Origin of the sequence: Lentzea nigeriaca, from assembly GCF_016907955.1 — a bacterium.
Classification (GTDB): Bacteria; Actinomycetota; Actinomycetes; order Mycobacteriales; family Pseudonocardiaceae; genus Lentzea; species Lentzea nigeriaca.
On record NZ_JAFBCX010000002.1, the window covers coordinates 652140 to 673157 of the forward strand.

Consider the following 21018-nt stretch of genomic DNA (forward strand, 5'->3'; position numbering starts at 1 on the left):
GCGGAGGTGTTGCTCGTGCAGGTCCGGACCCGGCACACACCGACGTTCGGCGTGGCGAGACTCGTGCTCGCACCTGACGAGATGGTGCTGGTCGAGCCGTTGACCCTGATGGCGACGAGCTACGGCCTCTCGGTCGACGTCAAGGGCACGGGCACCAAGGCGGTCGCGCTGTGCACGGCGGGCGCGGAGGGCGGCTGGGTCGACGCGGCGCCGGTGCTGCCTGGCGACCTGCACCTCGTCGAGCTCGACGGCAAGACCGGCTGGTGCGTCTCGCGGCTCGGCTGGATGGCGTCGAGCAGCACGGTGGCGATGAACCCCGAGGCGCCGCCGTTGCAGGCGTTGTTCGGTGGTGTCGAGGGCTTCCTGAACTACGCGCACGGGCAGGGCGGTGTGGTGCTCGCCTGTTGCGGCACGCTCGATCTCGTGACGCTGGAGGCCGGTGAGGCGGTGACCATCGGCAGCGATCACGTGCTGGCGTTCGCGGACACCGTGCAATGCCGTCTTCGCCCGTCCGCTGCCGATGGCGGGCAATCCATTCAGACGGGCGAGGGCCTGGTGTTCGACTTCGCCGGTCCAGGTGCCGTGCTCACCCAGACGCGCGGGCCCCGCCGACTCACCACCTGGTTGCGCGCCAACGGAGTCAGCGTTCGTTCATGACTCCGTAAGGAGGTATCCGAGTGACTTTTCTTCTTTTAGCGTTGCGTTCTGCTTGCGTGATCTGAAGGAGGACGCCTTGGCTCTCGGTACCGTCAAGTGGTTCAACTCCGAAAAGGGATACGGCTTCATCGCAACCGACGGCGGGCCCGACGTGTTCGTGCACTACTCGGCGATCCAGATGGAAGGCTTCCGGACCCTCTCCGAGGGCGACCGGGTGGAGTTCGAGGTGCAGGCCGGACGGGACGGACGCTCCCAGGCTTCGGACGTGCGAAAGGCGTGAGCATCACTCTTTGACCAACCCTCACCACGGTGATCTGAGCGGGCGTTAGGCTGCCTCGCGTGTCAGAGGACCTGAGCGGACGGCGGATCGCGCACTACCGGATCGACGGCGTGCTCGGCCGCGGCGGCATGAGCGTGACGTACAAGGCCACTGACGTGAGGCTCGGCCGGAAAGTCGCGCTCAAGGTCATCGGCGAGCACCTCGCACCCGACGCGGAGTTCCGCGAGCGGTTCGTCGACGAGGCGCGCAACACCTCCGCGATCGACCACGCGAACATCGTGCCGCTGTACGACTTCGACGAGGTCGACGGCCTGCTGTACATCGCGATGCGGCTGGTCGACGGCCAGGACCTCTCCGGGCACATCAAGGAGGGGCCACTCACCCCTGCCCGCACGCTGACGCTGCTCGCGCAGGTCGCGGAAGCGCTCGACATGCTGCACGGCAAGGGCCTCGTTCACCTCGACGTGAAGCCGGCCAACGTCCTCGTGACCACCAAGGAAGGCTCGCGCGAGCACGTCTACGTCGCCGACTTCGGCCTCACCCGCCGCGGCGCCACCGGCCACCGAACCCGAACGGGTGATTTCCTCGGCTCGCCGACCTACGCGGCGCCGGAGCACCTGCGCGGCGAGCCCGTCGACGGCCGCACCGACCAGTACGCACTGGCCTGCATGCTGTTCGCGTGCCTCTCCGGCCGCCCGCCGTTCCAGGGTGGTGTGCAGGAGGTCATCCAGGGCCACCTCGGCCAGACCGTTCCGCCGCTGTCGCAGCTCGTGGCGTTGCCGCCGGCGATCGACGACGTGATCCGCCGGGGCACCGCGAAGGACCCGTCGCAGCGGTTCGCGAGCTGCGCCGAGCTGATCAACGCCGCGCGCGTCGCTCTCGCCGGGGTCGCGCAGGGCTCGATTCCCGCTCAACTCGGCCCCGCGTCCGGCTCGATCCCCGTGCAGTCGCCGGTGTCCGGGCCGATGGCCGCGCAGCAGGGTCCGTACCAGGGTGGCTACCAGCAGCAGCCGCTCGCCGACCCCGTCCGGCTGCGCCCGCCCAACCAGGTGGGCGTGAGCGCCTTCACGTCGTCGAAGAAGGAACGGCCAGCGTGGTTCGCGCCGGTCATCGCGGCCGCGGCGGCGATCCTGGTGATCATCATCGTGGTGATCATCCTGTCGCCCAAGGACGAGCCCGCACGGCAGCCCAAGACGAACTCCTCGCCGACGCTGCAGCTCGGCGACGAGTCGACCTCGAAGAAGCCGCTGCCCACCTCTGTGCCGGTGCGCACGTCACGCTGACGTTCGCCGGGGGTTCGCTTGCACTCGCCGTGCCCGAGTGCTAAACACGACTTAGCACTCGGCTGGTTCGAGTGCCAGAGCAGTGAGGCTGGGACGGTGAGGCCCCTCCGGGTTTGATCATTCGGAGGAGTCGTCCGTCGCGGGCACCGAGCCTGGCCACTGCACCGTGTTCCGCTGTGGGCTTTGCCGGCCCGCAGTGGCCCAGAATCCACAAAGGCGGAGGAACACACCGCAATGGCCAAGATGATTGCGTTCGACGAGGACGCCCGCCGCGGTCTCGAGCGGGGTATGAACACCCTCGCTGACGCCGTCAAGGTGACGCTCGGCCCCAAGGGTCGCAACGTCGTGCTCGAGAAGAAGTGGGGTGCGCCGACGATCACGAACGACGGCGTGTCCATCGCGAAGGAGATCGAGCTCGAGGACCCGTGGGAGAAGATCGGGGCCGAGCTCGTCAAGGAAGTCGCGAAGAAGACCGACGACGTTGCCGGTGACGGCACCACCACCGCGACCGTTCTCGCACAGGCGCTGGTCCGCGAGGGCCTGCGCAACGTTGCTGCCGGCGCCAACCCGCTGGGCCTCAAGCGCGGCATCGAGCAGGCCGTCGAGGCCGTCGCCGAGCAGCTGCTGAAGGCCGCCAAGGAGATCGAGACGAAGGAGCAGATCGCTGCTACCGCGTCCATCTCCGCCGCTGACCCCACCATCGGTGAGCTGATCGCCGAGGCGATGGACAAGGTCGGCAAGGAAGGCGTCATCACCGTCGAGGAGAGCAACACCCTCGGTCTCGAGCTCGAGCTCACCGAAGGTATGCGCTTCGACAAGGGCTACATCTCCGGTTACTTCGTGACCGACCCCGAGCGTCAGGAAGCGGTCCTCGAGGACCCGTACATCCTGCTGTTCGGCTCGAAGATCTCCACGGTCAAGGACCTGCTCCCGCTGCTCGAGAAGGTCATGCAGTCCGGCAAGCCGCTGCTGATCATCTCCGAGGACGTCGAGGGCGAGGCCCTGGCCACGCTGGTCGTCAACAAGATCCGCGGCACCTTCAAGTCCGTCGCCGTCAAGGCACCGGGCTTCGGTGACCGCCGCAAGGCCATCCTCCAGGACATCGCCACCCTCACCGGTGGCCAGGTCATCACCGAGGACGTCGGCCTGAAGCTGGAGAACGCCGACATCTCGCTGCTGGGCAAGGCCCGCAAGGTCGTCGTCACCAAGGACGAGACGACCATCGTCGAGGGCTCGGGCGACGCCGACCAGATCCAGGGTCGCGTCAACCAGATCCGCGCCGAGATCGAGAAGTCGGACTCCGACTACGACCGCGAGAAGCTCCAGGAGCGCCTCGCCAAGCTCGCCGGCGGCGTCGCCGTCATCAAGGCGGGCGCGGCCACCGAGGTCGAGCTCAAGGAGCGCAAGCACCGCATCGAGGACGCGGTCCGCAACGCCAAGGCCGCCGTCGAGGAGGGCATCGTCGCCGGTGGTGGCGTCGCGCTGCTCCAGGCCGCCGAGGCCGCTTTCGCGGGCCTGCGCCTGACCGGCGACGAGGCCACCGGTGCCAACATCGTCAAGGTCGCCGTCGAGGCTCCGCTCAAGCAGATCGCCGTCAACGCCGGCCTCGAAGGCGGCGTCGTGGTCGAGCGCGTCAAGTCCCTGCCCGCGGGCGAGGGGCTGGACGCCGCGACCGGCGAGTACAAGGACCTGGTCGCCGCGGGCATCATCGACCCGGCCAAGGTGACCCGTTCCGCGCTGCAGAACGCCGCCTCGATCGCCGCGCTGTTCCTGACGACCGAGGCCGTCGTCGCGGACAAGCCGGAGAAGAACGCCGCTCCGGCCGCGCCGGACGCCGGCGGCATGGACTTCTGAGTCCTTGCTCTAGATTGCTCCGATCGGCCCGGTTCGCTTCGGCGAGCCGGGCCGTTTGGCGTCTTCTGGAGTGTGTGGGCCGGCTTGCGTTGTGCGGTTTCGGTTCCAGCGGAGGGGGCGCCAATGCGGTTCGGTTGCGTTCCAGCGTGGTCGCTTTGGTCCTTTACCGAGCTTTGGTTTTTTCATCGCCGCTTCGCGACGATTGCGATTGGCGCTTGACTTCGGGGCCCTTGCGAGGCGCTGTTCGGCCTTTAAAAGCCGGGCATAAAGAGTCCGGCCGATCCGAACACGGTAGCACCTCGCACCCAAAGTCAAGCGCCAATCGCGGTGCGTGCGTGGTTGAGTTTGTGCGGTCGGGTTCCGGAAATTACCGCTTCCCGGTTCTGAATCGGTGCCGCGGGTCTGGCGATTCACTCGATGGTGTTCATTTTCGGCCCTGATATTCACGTGATCTTGCGGTAAATTAGAACACGTGAGCGACCCAGACCTTCCCCTCCTCTCCACCGGCGAGCTGCTGCGCGGCATCGTCGACGAGGTGACGGAATCCCGGGCGCGTGATTATGTGGTCATGCAGAAAATCGCCGAGTTGAACCGGCGCGGCGCCGCCACCGAGCTCGGCTACAAAAACCTTGCGCTCGTGCTGCGGGACGCGGTCCGCTGGGACAAGAACACCGCGACACGGTGGGTCGAGCAGGCGGCGAAGCTGAGCGGTGAGATCACCCCGACCGGCAGCGAGATCACCGCCCGGCTCCCGATCACCGCCACGGCCGCCGCCGAGGGCGCCCTGTCGATCGAGCACGTCGCGGTGGTGGCGGAGGCGATGCAGACGCTGCCCGCCGACCGTGAGGCGCAGCTGGTCGACTACGCCCGCCAGTTCGAGCCCACCCTGGTCCGTGCCCTGGGCAAGAAGCTGATCTACGGGTTGTTCCAGAACGACCCCGAACCGACAGATCCCAGCCCGAGCCCGCCTGCTCCCGTAACCGGCTGGCGCTGCGTCAGACCAGGGACGGGGTGGTGAAGTACTCCGGGACGATGGACCCGGTCACCGGCGCGACGTTGACGGCGGCGCTGGGCCCGCTAGCCAAACCCCGCCCCACCACCGCCGAAGGCCCCAACCCGCGCACGCTGGACGAGCGGCAGGGCGACGCCCTGGCCGAACTCCTCGACCTGACGCTGCGGGCGGACGTGCTGCCCGAACACGGCGGCGAAGCCGTCGCACTGACGGTGACCGTGGACTACGACGACCTGGCCGAGCAGGCCGGGGCGGCGACGCTGGACAACGGCGTACACCTCCCCGCCGACCAGGTCCGCCAGCTCGCCTGCAGCGCCGGGATCCTCCCGATCGTGCTGGGCAGCCGCTCCCAGCCGCTCAACGTGGGCCGCCGGTCCCGGCTGTTCACCTCCGGCATCCGCCGCGCCCTGGTCGCCCGCGACCACGGCTGCGCCTTCCCCGGCTGCACCCGGCCCCCGAAACACTGCGACGCCCACCATGTCCAGCACTGGGCCGACGGCGGCGACACCTCCCTCGACAACGGCGTGCTGCTGTGCCGCCACCACCACACCCTGATCCACCGCAGCGGCTGGGACGTCACCATCGAACACGGCATGCCGGTCTTCTACCCGCCCGCCTGGCTCGACCCCGAACGCAGACCCAGACGCAACCAGCTCCACACCGCCGCCTAACCCCGACCGAGGGACGCGAGCGGACCCCACCACCACCTCCACCGCCACGGCCGTGCAGCACCACCACGGCCGTGGCACAACCATGCCCACAACCCGGCAGTCACTGGTCAACGCTGTGGCAGCGACACAGACGACGTTCTGGCAGCGACAAAGCACTGGTATCGACGAGGCGCTGGCACCGGCAATGCCCTGGCACTGACGAGGCCGTGGCACCGACAAGGCTGTGGCAATGCGAACCGTAAAGCGGACAGCTCTATGCCGCGCCGTTCAAGCGGTAATTTCTGGAACCTGACCGCACAAACGCAACCACGTACGCAGGCGATTGGTGCTTGACTTTGGGTGCGAGGTGCTACCGTGTTCGGATCGGCCGGGCTCTTTATGCCCGGCTTTTTGAGGCCGACCAGCGCCTCGCAAGGGCCCCGAAGTCAAGCGCCAATCGCAATCGTCGCGAAGCGGCGATGAAATGACCCGGCTCGTCAAAAGGCCCGCGTAACCACCCATGCAAGGCGACATCACGTACGGCAGGCGACCCCTCCGCTGGTACCGCCACCAGCCAAACAAGCCGACCCGCCGCAAGCCCGCAAGCGCAAACCCCAGAATCCCCAGTCAAACCGCAAAACCTCACAGCATGATCGTCGGTGTCACCACTGTCCGCCCAGGCTCCCCCCGAGAATTCACGAGGTGCACCAAAATCTGGGTGGTCCCAGCCGGCACGTCGGGCAGCACGAACCGCCCACCGTCGTCGGCCTGGGTACAGGACGACTGATGATCCGCGACCCGGACCTCGACCGTGTGCTCCCCGGCCGGCACCAACCACCCGTCGATCCGGTGCCGCGATCCGGTGGACGTGAAGTTCACCATCAGCGTCAGGTTGTCCACGGTGAAGGTGATCGTGCCGGTCTGGCCGCCGCGCACGCCGGCGAAGGAGCCGGCTCGTTCCCAGCGGGCTACCTCTACGTCCAGGGATTCCAGGGCGATCGCGAATTTCACCCTGTCCACCAGGTCGGTGGGCGGTGGGTCCAGTTCGTCGACGAGCCTGTTCAGTTCGGAGAGGACTGCGGTGTCCTCAAGGCCCCTGCGGTCGTCGCGCGGGTCGATCTCGTTCACCGCGATCCTCCTTCCGTTTCCAGGTAGTTGCGCAGCAGTGTCAGGCACCGTCCCCTGGTCGGACCGATGCTTCCGTGGGGCATGGCCAGCGCTTCGGCCACGGCTCGGTACTCGGCGCGGCCTGCCAGGACGGTGAGGCGGAGCAGTTCCTGGCACCTCGTGGTGAGTCGGCCGAACGCGAGCCACAGGCGGCGGTCGCGGTCGTCCATCAGCGTCACGTCCTCGGGGAGGCCGGTGTCGGACTCGAGCTGTTCGGCGTACTCGTCGGACAGGTGTGTCTCACGCTTGTTGGGTGTCCAGGTTCGGCGTGCTTCACGCCTCGTTGTGACCACCAGGTAGCCGACCAGGGCTTTGGGCTCGTTGATGTTCTCGATGTTCTTCAAGAACGCGAGCCACACCGTCTGCACCACGTCTTCCGCGGCGGCCCTGTCCAGGCCCTGGCCTCGGGCTACGTGCCACAACAGCGGGGTCAGCTCGGTCACCAGGACGTCCAGTGCGTCGCGGTTGCCTTCGCGCGCGGCTGCCACACACACCGCGTGCCGTTCGGTGCCCTCAAGTCCGTCCCACGGCGGACGGTCATCCGCCGTGTGCAGCTCGTCCACGCAGCACCTCCGATCGGCCGCCCTGTCAGCGCCGTCCGCCAACTCATGAAGGGCTAACTGAGCGGTAGATACAAAATTCACTCGAATGGAGCAGTATTGCCGCGCAGCCGACCTCATCTTTCCCTGGGCACGCCAGCGGCCCGTGATTCCCCCTCCGTATCACGGGCCGCCATGGTGGGAGCCGCGCCAGCCGGCACCCCTCGAACCGGCTGACGCGTGCTCCACGCCTGAATCAAGCGCTCACTGAGAAAGAGCGGAACTCGGGCGAGCAGATACAGCTTCTGACGCACGAGGCGGGCGCGCGGCTCCGGATTCACGAAAGCACATCGAGGCAGCAGTTATGGTCTAGACCATGCTGATTCTCGAAGTGATCGCACTGGACGCCAAGGACGCCGAGGCCGCGCAGGAGGGCGGGGCGCACCGGCTCGAACTGGTCGCCGACATGGCCTCCGACGGGCTCACCCCGTCGGTCGCCACGTTCAGGGACGTCAAAACCGCCACCGACCTTCCGATCCGCGTGATGCTCAGGGATGCCAAGGGGTTCGCGCCCGGCAACCTCAAGCAGCTGCGTCGTCAGGCCGGGGAACTGCGCGAGGCGGGTGCTACCGAGTTCGTCCTCGGCTTCCTCGACGCCGAGGGGGAGATCGACGAGGGCGTCACGCTGAACCTCGTCGCCGAGCTGGAGGGCTGCGCCTGGACGTTCCACCGCGCCCTCGACAACTCCAACGACGTTCTCCGCTCGTGGGCCACCGTCCAAAACCTCGGCTGCGACACCGTTCTCGCCGCCGGAAGCGCGAAGGGTGTCGACGACGGCATCGAGAACCTGAAGAAACTCGTCACCCAGGCACCTCCCGCGTTGCTCGTCGGCGGCGGGCTCCAGCAACGCCACGTCGCCGAGCTGCTGGCAGCGGGCGTGACGGGCTTCCACGTCGGCAGCGCCGTTCGGCCGGGCGGCTGGGAGTCCCCGGTCGACGCCGCATCGGTTCGGGAATGGGTCAGTCGTCTGGTCTAGACCCTTGACCCAGACCGTTCTACAGTCACGTTGCTTCCTGTGAAATGGCCGTTGCAACATATGCAATGCGGAGGGCGCGATGAGGCTGAAGGCACTCGTGGCCGTGCTGGGCGTGGGCGCGGTGGTCGCCTGCGCACCGGTGCAGTCCGGACCGGCGAACACCAGCACGGACGAGAAGACCGGGCAGCTGCGGGTCTGGCTGTTCGACGAGGTCAACCGCGGTCCGAAGGAAGCCGTGGTGAAGGAGGCGATCTCCGAGTTCCAGGGCAAGCACAGCGGCGTCACCGTCGACGTGCAGTACATCCAGGTGTCCAGCAGGGCCGAGCGCTTCAAGGCCGCCTTCAGCGACCCCAAGAGCGCGCCGGACGTCGCCGAGTTCGGCAACACCGACCTCGCGGGCTACGTCTCCGCGGGTGGCTTCTCCGAGCTCGACCTCGGATCTTGGAGCGAGTCCAAGGACCTCGTGCCGACCATCCTCGACACGGCCAAGGTCGACGGGAAGACCTACGGCGTGCCGTGGTTCGTCGGTGTCCGCGCTCTCTACTACCGCACCGACGTCTTCACCGAGCTCGGGCTGAAGCCACCGGCGACGCTCGACGAGATCGCGCCGCTGGCCCGCCAGATCAGGCAGAAGAAGCCCGAACTGATCGGTATCTCCGCCGGTGGCAAGTACCTCTTCGCCGCGCTGCCGTTCATCTGGGCCAACGGCGGTGACATCGCCAAGCAGGACGGCGGCAAGTTCACCGCCACGATCGACAGCGCCGAGGCAAAGGCCGGTGTCGCCAAGTACACCGAGCTGATCAAGGACGACATCTGCCCGCCGGCCACCTGCGCGGGCAACGGCGGTGACGCGAGCGTCGAGGCGTTCCGCGCGGGCAAGGCGGCGATGACCATCGGCGGCGACTTCAACCGCAAGTCCGTCGACGCGTCCAGCGCGGCGGGCAAGTACGGCGTGGTGCCGCTGCCCGGCAGGACTTCGGGCTCGATCGCGCCCGCGTTCGCCGGCGGCAACCTGCTCGGTGTCATGAAGGGAACGCAGCGCAAGACGCTCGCGAACGAGTTCCTGCAGCTGCTCGCGTCGAAGAAGTACCAGCAGAAGATGTACTCGGCGATGGGCAATCTGCCGACGTTCAGCGACGTGCAGAAGCAGGTCAGCGACTCCGACAAGTTCCTGGAGCCGTTCACGAAGACCCTGCAGTCCGGCACGAAGTTCGTCCCCGTCACTCCCGCGTGGGCGAAGATCGAGGCGCAGACCGTACTGCCGACGATGATCCAGGAGGTCGTCACCGGCGCGAAGAACGTCGACGCGGCCACCGCCGACGCCGCCAAGACGATGAACGCGGCCTTCGCATCGTGAGCATGACGGCCAAAGGCCAGGGGCGGACCGCTTTCGCCTACCTGACCCCAGCGCTGCTGGTCCTGGCGGGCCTGCTGGCCTACCCGATCTACCAGCTGGTGCTCATCTCGCTCTACGACTACGGCCAGGAGCAGGTGAGCGGTGGCGCGCCGCTCACCTTCCTCGGCCTCGGGAACTACCAGAAGCTGTTGGGGGACCAGCAGTTCTGGACGGTGCTCGGGCAGACCGTCGCGTTCGCGGCGGTCTGCGTGGTCGGTACGTTGCTGGTGGGCGCCTTTCTCGCGATCCTCGCCACGAGGGTGCGCGCCTGGGCGCGGACGACGTTGTTCCTGGCGGCGCTCGGCGCGTGGTCCACGCCCGCCGTCGCCGGGTCGACGATCTGGCTCTTCCTGTTCGACGCGAACTTCGGGTTCGTCAACGAGGTGCTGGGCATCCAGGGCTTCTCCTGGACGTTCGACAAGTGGACCGCGTTCGGGCTCGTTGCGGCACAGGTGATCTGGTGCTCGTTCCCGTTCGTCATGGTGACGCTCTACGCGGGCATCAAGGCGATTCCGGGTGAGGTGCTGGAGGCCGCGGCCCTGGACGGCGCGTCGGCGTTCCGGACGGCCTGGAGCGTCACCCTGCCGTTGCTGCGGCCGATCATCCTCGTGGTGACGATCCAGTCGATCATCTGGGACTTCAAGGTGTTCACGCAGATCTACGTGATGACGAACGGCGGCGGTATCGCCGGGCGCAACCTCGTGCTCAACGTCTACGCCTACCAGCAGGCGTTCGCGGCGTCGGAGTACGGGCTGGGCGCGGCGATCGGTGTCGTGATGACCGTGCTGCTGCTGGTGATCACGCTGTTCTACCTCCGCGCGCTGCGGCGGTCGGGGGAGGTCCTGTGAGGCGGTGGCTGACCGAGGCGCTCGTCCTCGTGATCGCGGCGGTGGTGGCGTTCCCGCTGTTCTGGATGGTGTTGTCCGCCTTCAAGCCGGAGGACGAGATCATCTCGGTCGACCCGGTGCCGTGGACGACCCGGCCGACGCTGGACAGCTTCACGCGGGCGCTGACCGTGGCGAACTTCGGGCGCTACTTCCTGAACAGCGTGATCGTGGCGCTGATCGTGGTGGGGCTGAGCATCCTGATCTCGTTCCTCGCGGCGACCGCGCTGACCCGCTTCCGGTTCCGCAGCCGCACGACGTTGCTGATCATGTTGCTGGTCGTGCAGATGGTGCCGGTCGAGGCGTTGACGGTGCCGTTGTTCTTCCTGATGCGGTCGGTCGGCGACAGCGTGCCGGCGTTCGGCCTGAACCACCTCGGGTCACTTGTGCTGGTGCACCTGGCGTTCAGCCTGCCGTTCGCGATCTGGATGCTGCGCGGGTTCGTCGCCGCGGTGCCGGTGGAGCTGGAGGAGGCGGCGACGCTGGACGGCGCCTCGCGGTTCCGGTTCCTCTGGCAGGTGCTGTTCCCGCTGGTGGCACCGGGTCTCGTGGCCACGTCCGTGCTGGCGTTCATCCATGCCTGGAACGACTTCCTGTTCGCCAAGACGTTCATCATCTCGGCCGTGGAGAACCAGACCCTGCCGCTGGCCCTCCAGGTGTTCGTCAAACCCGACCAGAACGATTGGGGCGCGATCATGGCGGGCTCCACCCTGATGACGATCCCGGTGCTGATCTTCTTCCTGCTCGTGCAGCGCCGTCTGGTGTCCGGACTGGCCGGGGCGGTGAAGGGATGAACCTGCTGCCGCGCCCGGTGTCCTATGTGGACGGCGGGAGGCTGTGTGAGTACCGGGGCTGGGAAACGGTTCTCGTCGACGGTCCACCGGGCGGCTACCGCCTGCTCTCGTCCGACGAGGGCGTGCTGATCGAGGCGCACGACGAGGCCGGCGAGATGAACGCGCTGCAGACCCTGCGGCAGCTGCTCGGTGCGCAGGCGTTCCGGGCGGCGGGCGAGAAGCCGTCGGTCATCCCGGCGTGCGAGATCGTCGACCACCCGCGGTTCCCGTGGCGCGGCGTGATGCTCGACGTGGCGCGGCACTTCCTGCCCAAGCGGGAGGTGCTGCGGTACGTCGAGCTGCTGTCCGCGCACAAGCTCAACGTCCTGCACCTGCACCTGACCGACGACCAGGGTTGGCGCTTCGAGTGCCTGCGCTACCCGAAGCTGACCGAGGTCGGGTCGTGGCGGGAGGACTCGCGGTTCGGCGACCGGCGCTCCGGTGGCATGGCAGGCCGTCCGCACGGCGGCTTCTACACGCAGGAAGACCTGCGGGAGATCGTCGAGTACGCACGCCGGCGGCACATCGCGGTGATCCCGGAGATCGACATCCCGGGCCACTCGCAGGCGGCCATCGCGGCGTATCCGGAGCTGGGCGTGCACGGCGGCGGCGTGTGGACGGACTGGGGCATCAACGAACGCGTGCTGAACACGGCGGAGTCCACTGTGGACTTCTACCGGCACGTGTTCGACGAGCTGATGGACGTATTTCCCGGCGAGATCATCGGGCTCGGCGGCGACGAGGCTCCCGGCCACGACGGCGAACTGGTCCGCGCGATCGCGAAGCACATCGTGCGCAACGGGCGGCGGCCGTACGGATGGGACGAGATCCTGGAGTCGGGCCCGCTGCCGGCGGTCACGATCGTCGCGTCGTGGCGCGGTGTCGAAGGCGGCGTCACGGCGATGCGCGAGGGTCACGACGTGGTGATGTGCCCCGAGCAGCACGTCTATCTGGACTACCGGCAGTCGGAGTCACCGGACGAGCCGATTCCGGTGGGGACCGTGACGACGCTGGAGGACGTCTACGCGTGGGATCCGGTGCCTGCCGGGCTCACGGGTGAGGAGCCCGGACGGTTGCTGGGGGCGCAGGCGAACATCTGGACCGAGCACCTCGACTCGGCCAGGCGGGTGGACTACGCGGCGTTTCCGAGGCTGGCCGCGTTCGCCGAGGTCATGTGGTCCCCGGCGGAGAAGGATCCGGACTTCGTGCAACGGCTCAAGCAACACCATCTGCCCAGGCTCGACGCCTTGGGGGTGGAGTACCGGCCCCTCAACGGTCCCCACCCCTGGCAACGGCTGCCTGGTGTTCCTGGTTTTCCACGATGATCACGCCCCGGCTTACACGGCGGCGTCTTCCTCGGGCATGAGGATCCAGGCGGCGATGTAGAGGATGGCGCCGGTGCCGAACCCGAGCAGCGTCGCCGCCACCAGGATGATCCGCAGGATCGCGGCGTCCACCCCGATCATCTTGGCCACGCCGCCGCAGACACCGGCGATCATCTTGTCGTTCCTGCTGCGGCGGAGCTTCTTGACCTGGTCGGTCGCTTCGTTGAGCACGTTGTTCGTCATGGCTCAAGATTCGCCGAAACGAACGCCCCGCACATCGGTGACCACCCGGAACCCGACCCTGATTCCGGGTGGTCACCCTGGGGTCGTCAGTCGAGGCAGAACTCGTTGCCCTCGACGTCCTGCATGTTCTGGCACGACTCGTTCTCCTCGTCGGCGAGCAGCAGCGTTCCGCGCACCGCTCCGAGCGCTTCGAGCCGCACGCACTCGGCCTCGAGCGCGGCGAGGCGCTCCTCGCCCACCAGCCCCGTGCCGACGCGCACGTCGAGGTGCACCCGGTTCTTGACGATCTTGCCCTCGGGCACGTGCTGGAAGTACAGCCGCGGACCCACCCCGTTGGGATCGCTGGCCGCGTACCACGAGTCGTCGTACTCGGCCGGACCGACGTATCCCAGCGCCTCACACCAGAACTGACCGACCCGCACGGGTTCCGCGCAGTCGAACGTGATCTGGACCGTTTTCACTGACCCCATGCGTTCAGCCTAAAGGCCCTAATCTGGACGGCATGGAGTCCCCTGAGGAACTGGCGTCAGGGCTCGACCGCGTGGGGTACCTGCCGGACGGCGGGATCGCCACGGCGGCGTTCCTCGCGGTCGCGATGGGACGCCCGCTGTTCCTGGAGGGCGAACCCGGCACCGGCAAGACCTCGCTCGCGCTGGCGCTGGCCAAGGCGATGGACGTCCCGCTGATCCGGCTGCAGTGCCACGAGGGGATCGACGCGACCCAGGCCCTGTACGACTGGGACTACCCGCGTCAGCTCATGCACCTGCGCGTGCTGGAGACCCGCGGCGAGGTCGACGAGGCCTCCCTCTACACGCGACGGTTCCTGCTGGCCCGGCCGTTGCTGCAGGCGCTGGAGAACGCGCCGTGCGTGCTGCTCGTCGACGAGATCGACAGGGCGGACGACGAGTTCGAGGCGTTCCTGCTCGAAGTCCTCTCCGAGAACGCGGTCAGCATCCCCGAGTTCGGCGAGATCAGGGCCTCGACGCCGCCGCTGACCGTGCTGACCTCGAACCGGACCCGCGAGGTGCACGACGCGTTGAAGCGCCGCTGCCTCTACCACTGGCTGGAGCACCCGAGCATCGACCGCGAGGTCGCGATCCTGCGCCGCACGCTGCCCGGCCTCGACGAACGGCTGGCACGCCAGGTCGCGGAGGCCGTTCAGCGGATGCGTGGCCTTGACCTGCTGAAACCTCCCGGTGTCGCGGAGTCGCTGGACTGGGCGCGGGCGCTGCAGGCGCTGGGTCGCACCGAGCCGGACGTGACGACCCTCGGTGCCGTGCTGAAGTATCGGGAAGACGCGGAGCGCGTCATCGGGAGCACAATCGTGGGGTGACGGAAGCCTGCGTGGGGTTCACGCGCGTCCTGCGGGGCGCCGGGCTCCAGTGCGGGCCCGACCGCGTCCAGGCGTACCTGCAGGCCACCGCACACGTCGACCTGTACTGGGCAGGACGCCTCACGCTGTGCGCCGACCCGGACGACCTGCCGCGCTACGACGCCGTCTACCGCGCGTACTTCGGCGGCGCCCCGCCCAGGCCGCGCGCCACGGTCGAGCTCGACTCGGTCACCGTCGGCGTCGCGGCCTCCGACGTGGAAGTGCTGCGCCACAAGGACATCTCCGAGTTCAACGCCGCACCGCTGATCGCTCGCCTCAAGCCGCTCCCGCCGCGCAGACGGTCCCGGCGCCTCAAGAAAGCCCGCAGAGGCCCCATCGACCTGGCCAGGACCGTCCGCGCGATGATCGAGATCGGCGGTGAGATCGCGCTGCCGCGGCACCGCAGGCGAGGCGTGAAGGCACGCAGGCTGGTGTTGCTGATCGACGTCTCCGGCTCGATGGCCGCCTACTCCGACGCGTTGCTGCGGTTCGCGCACGTGGTCGCCCGCGCCATGCCCGTCGAGGTCCGCACGATCGGCACCAGGCTGACCCGCGTGACCCGCCAGCTCAAGGAACGCGACCCCGAACGTGCGGTGAAGGCCGCCGGGCGGGCCATTCCCGACTACGAGGGTGGCACGCGGCTCGGCGAGGCGCTGCGGCGGTTCAACCAGCAGTGGCGGCAACGGGGTGCGGTGGTCGTGCTGTTCAGCGACGGCTGGGAACGGGGTGATCCGGCCCTGCTGGCGACCGAGATGGCGAGGCTGAGACGGGTGAGTCACAAGGTCATCTGGGCCAACCCGCACGCGGGCAAACCCGGCTACCGGCCGGTCCAGAGCGGCGTGGTGGCGGCGCTGCCGCACGTCGACACGATGGTCGCGGGCCACAGCGTGCAGGCCCTGGAAGAACTGCTGGAGGAAGTGCGCCATGCGTGATGTCCTGTTCGACCTCGCGGAGCGGGTGGCGAACGGCGAGACGGTCGGCGTCGGCACGGTCGTCGCGACCTTCAGCTCGGCGCCACGACCGCCGGGTGCCGCGATGCTGGTGACCCAGGACGGCGAGGCGGTCGGCAGCGTGTCCGGCGGCTGCGTCGAGGGCGCCGTGTACGACCTCGCCCAGTCCACCGGCGAACCGGTCCTGCAGCGGTACGGGGTGAGTGACGACGACGCGTTCGCGGTCGGGCTGACCTGCGGCGGGATCATCGACATCTTCGTCGAGAAGATCAGCGCCGAGACGTTTCCGCAGCTCGGTGAGGTAGTGGAAACGGTCAGGGCCGAGCAGCCGGTGGCCGTCGCGACCGTCATCGAGCACCCGGACGGCATCGGCCGGCGCATGGTCGTCTGGCCGGATCGGCGTGCGGGAAGCCTGGGGTCGGCACGGGCCGACGACGCGGTCACCGACGACGCGCGCGGCATGCTCGCGAGCGGCCGCAGCGGCGTGCTCCGGTACGGGCCGGACGGCCAGCGGCGGGGTGAGGGCATGAGCGTGTTCGTGAACTCGTTCGAGCCGCCCGCGCGCATGCTCGTGTTCGGTGCGATCGACTTCGCCGCCTCGATGGCGCGGCTCGGTTCGTTCCTCGGCTACCGCGTCACCGTCTGCGACGCGCGGCCGGTGTTCGCGACACGCAGCCGTTTCCCGGAGGCCGACGAGGTCGTCGTGGAGTGGCCACACCGGTATCTCGAACGCGAAGCGTCCAAGTTGGACGAACGAACGGTCATCGCGGTGCTGACCCACGATCCGAAGTTCGACGTGCCGTTGCTGGAGGTCGCGCTGCGGCTCAAGGTCGGCTACGTCGGCGCGATGGGGTCGCGGCGCACGCACGAAGATCGCCTGCAGCGCCTGAGGGAGGCCGGTCTGACCGAGAGCGAGCTCGCGACCCTGGCCTCGCCGATCGGCCTGGATCTGGGTGCCAGGACACCGGAGGAGACCGCGGTGTCGATCGCCGCCGAGATCATCTCCTTGCGGTGGAACGGATCGGGTCGCCGCCTGGTCGATCTTGGTGAACCGATCCACCACTGATCGGGTTGTTGAACCCGCGAACGGGGAGGAGGCTGGGGTGACCCTCGTCACATGCTGCCCACCATCCCCTGGGAGGGTTCATGCACATCTCGGTCAACGTCGACGGAGTGACTTACGCCGACGAGGTCGAACCCCGGCTCCTGCTCGTCCACTACCTGCGGGAGCGACTGGGCAAGACCGGCACCGTCGTCGGCTGCGACACCGGCAACTGCGGGGCCTGCACGGTGCACCTCGACGGCCACAGCGTGAAGTCGTGCCAGATGTTCGCGGTCCAGGCGAACGGGCACGAGGTCACCACGATCGAAGGTCTCGCCCGCGACGGCAAACTGCACCCGGTGCAGGAGGCGTTCCGCAGCAACCACGCGCTGCAGTGCGGCTTCTGCACGCCCGGCATGATCATGCAGGCCATCGACCTGCTGGCCGACGAACCGGATCCCGACGACGAGACCGTGCGAAAAGGCCTGGAGGGAAACCTCTGCCGTTGCACGGGCTACCAGAACATCGTCCGCGCGGTGCAGGACGCCGCGCACCGGATGCGTCCCGGCGCAGGTCCGAAGCTGGAACAGCACAGCGATGAGCACATCACCGCGAAACAACCGGTAGGTGGCGAATGACCGCCACCGCGGAACCGGAAGTCGGCAAGGCCCGGCTCCGCAAGGAAGACGCTCGCCTGATCACCGGCCAGACCAAGTGGACCGACAACATCCAGCTGACCGGCATGCTCCACATGGCAGTGCTGCGCAGTCCCGTCGCGCACGCCCGCATCCGCGGCATCGACTGCAGCCGCGCCACCGCGATGCCCGGTGTGGCGCTCGTGCTCACCGGTGAGGACTTCGCCGCCGAACAGGGCTCGCTGCCCTGCGCGTGGCCCATCACCGAGGACATGAAGTCGCCGCCGGCGCCCGCGATGGCCGTCGACCAGGTCAACTTCGCCGGTGAGGCCGTCGCGCTGGTGATCGCGGACAACGCCTACCGGGCAGCGGACGCGCTGGCCGCGATCGACGTCGACTACGACGAGCTGCCGGTCGTGCTCGACCTGGAAGAAGCTCTCAAGGACCAGGACCTGGTGCATCCCGATCTCGGCACCAACAAGTGCGCGACCTGGGTCTTCGACTCCGCCGAGGCGGGGAGCGGCACGGACGTCGAGGAAGCCATCGCGTCCGCCGAGGTCGTGATCGAGCGGACGTTCCGGCAGCAGCGGCTGATCCCGTCCTTCATAGAACCGCGATCGGTCGTCGTGGACCCGAGCGCCGACATGTTCACCATGTGGTCCGCCACGCAGATCCCGCACATCCTGCGCTGGATGCTCGCGGCCACCACGGGCATCGCCGAGCACAAGATCCGCGTCATCGCGCCGGACGTCGGCGGCGGGTTCGGCGGCAAGCTCCAGGTCACGCCGGAAGAGCTGCTCTGCCTGCTGGTCGCGCGGCGCATGGGCCGTCCGGTGAAGTGGACCGAGTCGCGCACCGAGTCGATGCTGTCCGCGCACCACGGCCGCGACCAGATCCAGAAGGTCACCGTGTCCGCCCGCCGCGACGGCACCGTGACCGGCCTGAAGGTCGAACTGCTCGCCGACATGGGCGCCTACCTGCGGCTCGTCACGCCGGGCATCCCGATCCTGGGCGCGTTCATGTTCAACGCGATCTACAAGTTCCCGGCCTACCGGTTCGTGTGCACCAACGTGTTCACGAACAAGACGCCGACGGACGCCTATCGGGGTGCTGGACGGCCAGAGGCCACGTTCGCGATCGAGCGGATGATGGACGAGCTCGCGGTCGAGCTGGGCATGGACCCGATGAAGATCCGCGAGATGAACTGGATCAAGCACGACGAGTTCCCGTTCACCACGGTCGCGGGCATGACCTACGACTCCGGCAACTACGAGGCCGCGACGGCTCGTGCGATGGAGCTCTTCGGCTACGAGGAGCTGCGCGAGGAGCAGGAACGGCGTCGTTCGTCCGGTGATCCGGTGCAGCTCGGCATCGGAATCTCCACCTACACCGAGATGTGCGGCCTCGCGCCGTCGCGCGTGCTGGGCGCTTTGCGTTATGGCGCAGGCGGATGGGAGACCGCGTCGATCCGCATGCTGCCCACCGGCAAGGTCGAGGTGATCACCGGAACCTCGCCGCACGGGCAGGGTCACGAGACGGTGTGGTCGCAGATCGTCGCCGACCGGCTCGGCGTGCCGTTCGAGGACGTCGAGGTGCTGCACGGCGACACGGCGTCGGCGCACAGGGGCATGGACTCCTACGGCTCGCGTTCGCTGACCGTCGGTGGCACCGCCCTGGTGCACGCGGCGGACAAGGTGCTCGCCAAGGCCCGGAAGCTCGCGGCGCACATGATGGAGTGCGACGAGGCGGATGTGGAGTTCGCTTCCGGCTCGTTCTCCGTCCGCGGCACGTCGACCGTGCGCACTCTGAGCGATGTCGTGCTCGCCGCGCACGTGGCGCACGACCTGCCGGAGGGCATGGAACCCGGCATGGACGCCGATGCCACGTTCGACCCCGACAACTTCTCGTTCCCGCACGGAACCCATTTGTGCGCGACGGAAGTCGACACGGAGACCGGCAGGGTGCGCATCCGCTCGTACGTGGCGGTCGACGACGTCGGCACGGTCGTCAACCCGTTGATCGTCGACGGTCAGGTGCACGGCGGGCTGGCCCAGGGCATCGCCCAGGCGTTGTACGAGGAGGCCATCCACGACGAGACAGGCACCTTGACCACCGCCACGTTCGCGGACTACCTGGTGCCCTCGGCGGACGATCTGCCGTCGTTCCTGACGGCCCGCACCGCGACGCCGGCGACGTCGAACCCGTTGGGCGTCAAGGGAGTCGGCGAGGCGGGCACGATCGCCTCGACGCCCGCGGTGGTGAACAGCGTCCTGGACGCCGTGCGGCACCTTGGCGTGCGGGACATCGAGATGCCGCTGTCGCCGGAACGCGTCTGGACGGCGCTGCAGGGCGGGGCCGCGGACGCGTCCACACCGGCCGCCGGTGGCCTCGGTTCCATCGACTCGCAGGGAGGACAGTCATGATCCCGGCGGAGTTCAGGTACCTGTGCCCGTCCACTGTGGACGAGGCGGTGCGGATGCTCGCCGAGGAGGGTGAGGACGCCAAGATCATCGCGGGCGGGCAGTCGCTCGTGCCGGTGCTGCGAATGCGGCTGGCGGCGCCCACGGCGTTGATCGACCTCGGTGGGCTGACCGAGCTGACGGGCGTGCGCGACGAGGGCGACTCGTTGCTCATCGGTGCGATGACCACGCACTACGAGGTGCAGCGCGACCATCTGATCCACGACCACGCGTTGCTGTTGAAGCTGGCCACGGACACGGTGGCCGATCCGCAGGTCCGGCACCGCGGCACGTTCGGCGGCTCGCTGTGCCACGCGGACCCGGCCGGCGACCTGCTCGCACCCGCGCTGGCCCTGGACGCCGTGATGATCATCGCCGGTCCCGGCGGCCGTCGTGAGGTGCCCGCGTCGGAGTTCTTCGTCGACTACTTCGAGACGGCGCTGGCTCCCGACGAGATCCTCATCGACGTCCGGGTGCCGAAGTTCACGGGCTGGGGCGCGCACTACGAGAAGCTCAACCGGGTCGCGCAGGCTTGGTCGATCGTCGCGGTCGCGGCGGCCGTGCAGGTCCGCGACGGCTCGATCGCCGCGGCTCGGGTCGGCCTCACCAACGTCGGTGCTGGTCCGGTGCGCGCGGTCGACGTGGAATCCGCGTTGGTCGGTCAGCCCGCCACCGCCGAGGCGATCTCTGAGGCGGCTCTGCGGGCGTCCACGGGTGACGGCTACAAGGACAACCTGGCTCGGGTGCTCACCGGGCGTGCGCTGACGGCGGCGGTAGCGGGATGAAGCTGACGCACTCGTTCGTCTCGCCGGCCCCGGCCGAGGAGGTCTGGGAGGCGTTGATCGACCCGGAACGCGTGGCCCCGTGCCTGCCAGGGGCCGCGCTGACCTCGGTCGACGGCAAGACGTTCAGCGGGGAGGTGAAGGTCAAGCTCGGCCCGGTGCAGCTGCTGTACCGGGGCAGCGGCGAGTTCGTGGAGATCGACCCGGTGCTGCGTCGCGCCGTTCTCAAAGCCGCCGGTAAGGACACCCGTGGCAACGGCACGGCGTCCGTGGTGGTGACGTTCGAGGTCGGCGAGTCGGTCGAGATCGAGACCGATCTGGCGATCACGGGCCGTCCCGCCCAGCTCGGCCGCGGCCTGATTTCCGAGGTCAGCGGCAAGCTCGTCGACCAGTTCGCGGAATGCCTGGCGAGCACGCTGGGTTCCGGGGATGCTGACGAGGTGGCGCAACAGCAGCATCTCCGAGTGGTCCCCGACGAGCCGATCGACCTGATCGACACGGCAGGCGTACCGGTCCTGAAGCGCGTGCTGCCCGTCGCGGCCGGCGTGCTGGCGGTCGTGCTGTTCGTGGTCCTGCGACGCAGGCGGCAGCGCTGAAGCGTGGTGTCCGGTGGCCGGTC

Annotated in this window: 22 protein-coding genes; 18 read left to right on the forward strand and 4 right to left on the reverse strand. The window is 68.3% G+C overall.

Features of this window, described 5'->3' with window-relative positions; all coding sequences use genetic code 11:
- Positions 1-15: 15 nt before the first annotated feature.
- The 6 genes from JOD27_RS09450 to JOD27_RS45895 all read left to right on the forward strand — a co-directional run bounded on the left by JOD27_RS09450 (position 16) and on the right by JOD27_RS45895 (position 5757).
- Positions 16-657: an AIM24 family protein gene (locus JOD27_RS09450; protein ID WP_204761734.1), complete on the forward strand. Its 642-nt coding sequence runs from the start codon at positions 16-18 to the stop codon at positions 655-657.
- Positions 658-733: 76 nt separating this feature from the next.
- Positions 734-937, forward strand: coding sequence for a cold-shock protein (locus JOD27_RS09455; protein ID WP_065915056.1), 204 nt, complete (start codon positions 734-736; stop codon positions 935-937).
- A gap of 59 nt (positions 938-996) precedes the next feature.
- Positions 997-2220 (forward strand): serine/threonine-protein kinase, encoded by a 1224-nt coding sequence (locus JOD27_RS09460; protein WP_204761735.1) that lies wholly within the window; start codon positions 997-999, stop codon positions 2218-2220.
- Between the two features lie 234 nt (positions 2221-2454).
- Complete coding sequence (gene groL / locus JOD27_RS09465) at positions 2455-4074, forward strand: chaperonin GroEL (RefSeq protein WP_059362828.1); 1620 nt, start codon at positions 2455-2457, stop codon at positions 4072-4074.
- Between the two features lie 472 nt (positions 4075-4546).
- The gene (locus JOD27_RS45890) at positions 4547-5092 is read left to right on the forward strand and encodes a DUF222 domain-containing protein (protein WP_204761736.1); all 546 of its coding nucleotides are present in this window, start codon (positions 4547-4549) and stop codon (positions 5090-5092) included.
- On the forward strand, positions 5089-5757 hold the full coding sequence (locus JOD27_RS45895; protein WP_204761737.1) for an HNH endonuclease signature motif containing protein: 669 nt from the start codon (positions 5089-5091) through the stop codon (positions 5755-5757). Before JOD27_RS45890 ends, JOD27_RS45895 begins: the two co-directional genes overlap by 4 nt.
- A gap of 621 nt (positions 5758-6378) precedes the next feature.
- On the opposite strand, the gene JOD27_RS09480 is transcribed toward JOD27_RS45895, so the two are convergent.
- Together JOD27_RS09480 and JOD27_RS09485 are read right to left on the reverse strand one after the other, a co-directional pair.
- Positions 6379-6855, reverse strand: a complete 477-nt coding sequence (locus JOD27_RS09480; RefSeq protein WP_372441680.1) for a carboxypeptidase regulatory-like domain-containing protein — start codon at positions 6853-6855, stop codon at positions 6379-6381.
- A 5-nt stretch (positions 6856-6860) separates the two neighbouring features.
- The gene (locus JOD27_RS09485; RefSeq protein ID WP_109631551.1) at positions 6861-7466 is read right to left on the reverse strand and encodes an RNA polymerase sigma factor; all 606 of its coding nucleotides are present in this window, start codon (positions 7464-7466) and stop codon (positions 6861-6863) included.
- Between the two features lie 352 nt (positions 7467-7818).
- Here JOD27_RS09485 and JOD27_RS09490 point away from each other — a divergent pair, with 352 nt between their 5' ends.
- From JOD27_RS09490 to JOD27_RS09510, 5 genes are all read left to right on the forward strand, one after another.
- Positions 7819-8478, forward strand: a complete 660-nt coding sequence (locus tag JOD27_RS09490; protein ID WP_204761739.1) for a copper homeostasis protein CutC — start codon at positions 7819-7821, stop codon at positions 8476-8478.
- Positions 8479-8557: 79 nt separating this feature from the next.
- Positions 8558-9835, forward strand: coding sequence for an extracellular solute-binding protein (locus tag JOD27_RS09495; protein ID WP_204761740.1), 1278 nt, complete (start codon positions 8558-8560; stop codon positions 9833-9835).
- A 2-nt stretch (positions 9836-9837) separates the two neighbouring features.
- Positions 9838-10722 carry a carbohydrate ABC transporter permease gene (locus JOD27_RS09500; RefSeq protein ID WP_204761741.1) on the forward strand — a complete coding sequence of 295 codons (885 nt, stop codon included), beginning with the start codon at positions 9838-9840 and terminating at the stop codon, positions 10720-10722.
- Entirely contained in the window at positions 10719-11552 is an 834-nt protein-coding gene (locus JOD27_RS09505) for a carbohydrate ABC transporter permease (RefSeq protein WP_204761742.1), read from the forward strand. The genes JOD27_RS09500 and JOD27_RS09505 overlap by 4 nt, the downstream gene beginning before the upstream one ends.
- On the forward strand, positions 11549-12916 hold the full coding sequence (locus JOD27_RS09510; protein ID WP_204761743.1) for a beta-N-acetylhexosaminidase: 1368 nt from the start codon (positions 11549-11551) through the stop codon (positions 12914-12916). The genes JOD27_RS09505 and JOD27_RS09510 overlap by 4 nt, the downstream gene beginning before the upstream one ends.
- A gap of 12 nt (positions 12917-12928) precedes the next feature.
- Here the strand turns inward: JOD27_RS09510 and JOD27_RS09515 are convergent, their stop codons facing one another.
- On the reverse strand, positions 12929-13159 hold the full coding sequence (locus JOD27_RS09515) for a PspC domain-containing protein (RefSeq protein ID WP_204761744.1): 231 nt from the start codon (positions 13157-13159) through the stop codon (positions 12929-12931).
- Between the two features lie 86 nt (positions 13160-13245).
- Positions 13246-13629, reverse strand: a complete 384-nt coding sequence (locus tag JOD27_RS09520; protein WP_204761745.1) for a VOC family protein — start codon at positions 13627-13629, stop codon at positions 13246-13248.
- Between the two features lie 32 nt (positions 13630-13661).
- On the opposite strand from JOD27_RS09520, the gene JOD27_RS09525 reads away from it, so the two are divergent.
- From JOD27_RS09525 to JOD27_RS09555, 7 genes are all read left to right on the forward strand, one after another.
- Entirely contained in the window at positions 13662-14492 is an 831-nt protein-coding gene (locus JOD27_RS09525; protein WP_204761746.1) for an AAA family ATPase, read from the forward strand.
- 11 nt (positions 14493-14503) lie between these two features.
- On the forward strand, positions 14504-15463 hold the full coding sequence (locus tag JOD27_RS09530) for a vWA domain-containing protein (RefSeq protein WP_307830031.1): 960 nt from the start codon (positions 14504-14506) through the stop codon (positions 15461-15463).
- The gene (locus JOD27_RS09535; RefSeq protein ID WP_204761748.1) at positions 15456-16547 is read left to right on the forward strand and encodes an XdhC family protein; all 1092 of its coding nucleotides are present in this window, start codon (positions 15456-15458) and stop codon (positions 16545-16547) included. The genes JOD27_RS09530 and JOD27_RS09535 overlap by 8 nt, the downstream gene beginning before the upstream one ends.
- An 80-nt stretch (positions 16548-16627) precedes the next feature.
- Positions 16628-17161, forward strand: a complete 534-nt coding sequence (locus JOD27_RS09540) for a (2Fe-2S)-binding protein (protein WP_204761749.1) — start codon at positions 16628-16630, stop codon at positions 17159-17161.
- Positions 17158-19581: a xanthine dehydrogenase family protein molybdopterin-binding subunit gene (locus JOD27_RS09545; protein ID WP_204761750.1), complete on the forward strand. Its 2424-nt coding sequence runs from the start codon at positions 17158-17160 to the stop codon at positions 19579-19581. The genes JOD27_RS09540 and JOD27_RS09545 overlap by 4 nt, the downstream gene beginning before the upstream one ends.
- Positions 19578-20402, forward strand: a complete 825-nt coding sequence (locus JOD27_RS09550; protein WP_204761751.1) for an FAD binding domain-containing protein — start codon at positions 19578-19580, stop codon at positions 20400-20402. Before JOD27_RS09545 ends, JOD27_RS09550 begins: the two co-directional genes overlap by 4 nt.
- Positions 20399-20995: an SRPBCC family protein gene (locus JOD27_RS09555; RefSeq protein ID WP_204761752.1), complete on the forward strand. Its 597-nt coding sequence runs from the start codon at positions 20399-20401 to the stop codon at positions 20993-20995. The genes JOD27_RS09550 and JOD27_RS09555 overlap by 4 nt, the downstream gene beginning before the upstream one ends.
- The last annotated feature ends 23 nt before the right edge of the window (positions 20996-21018 follow it).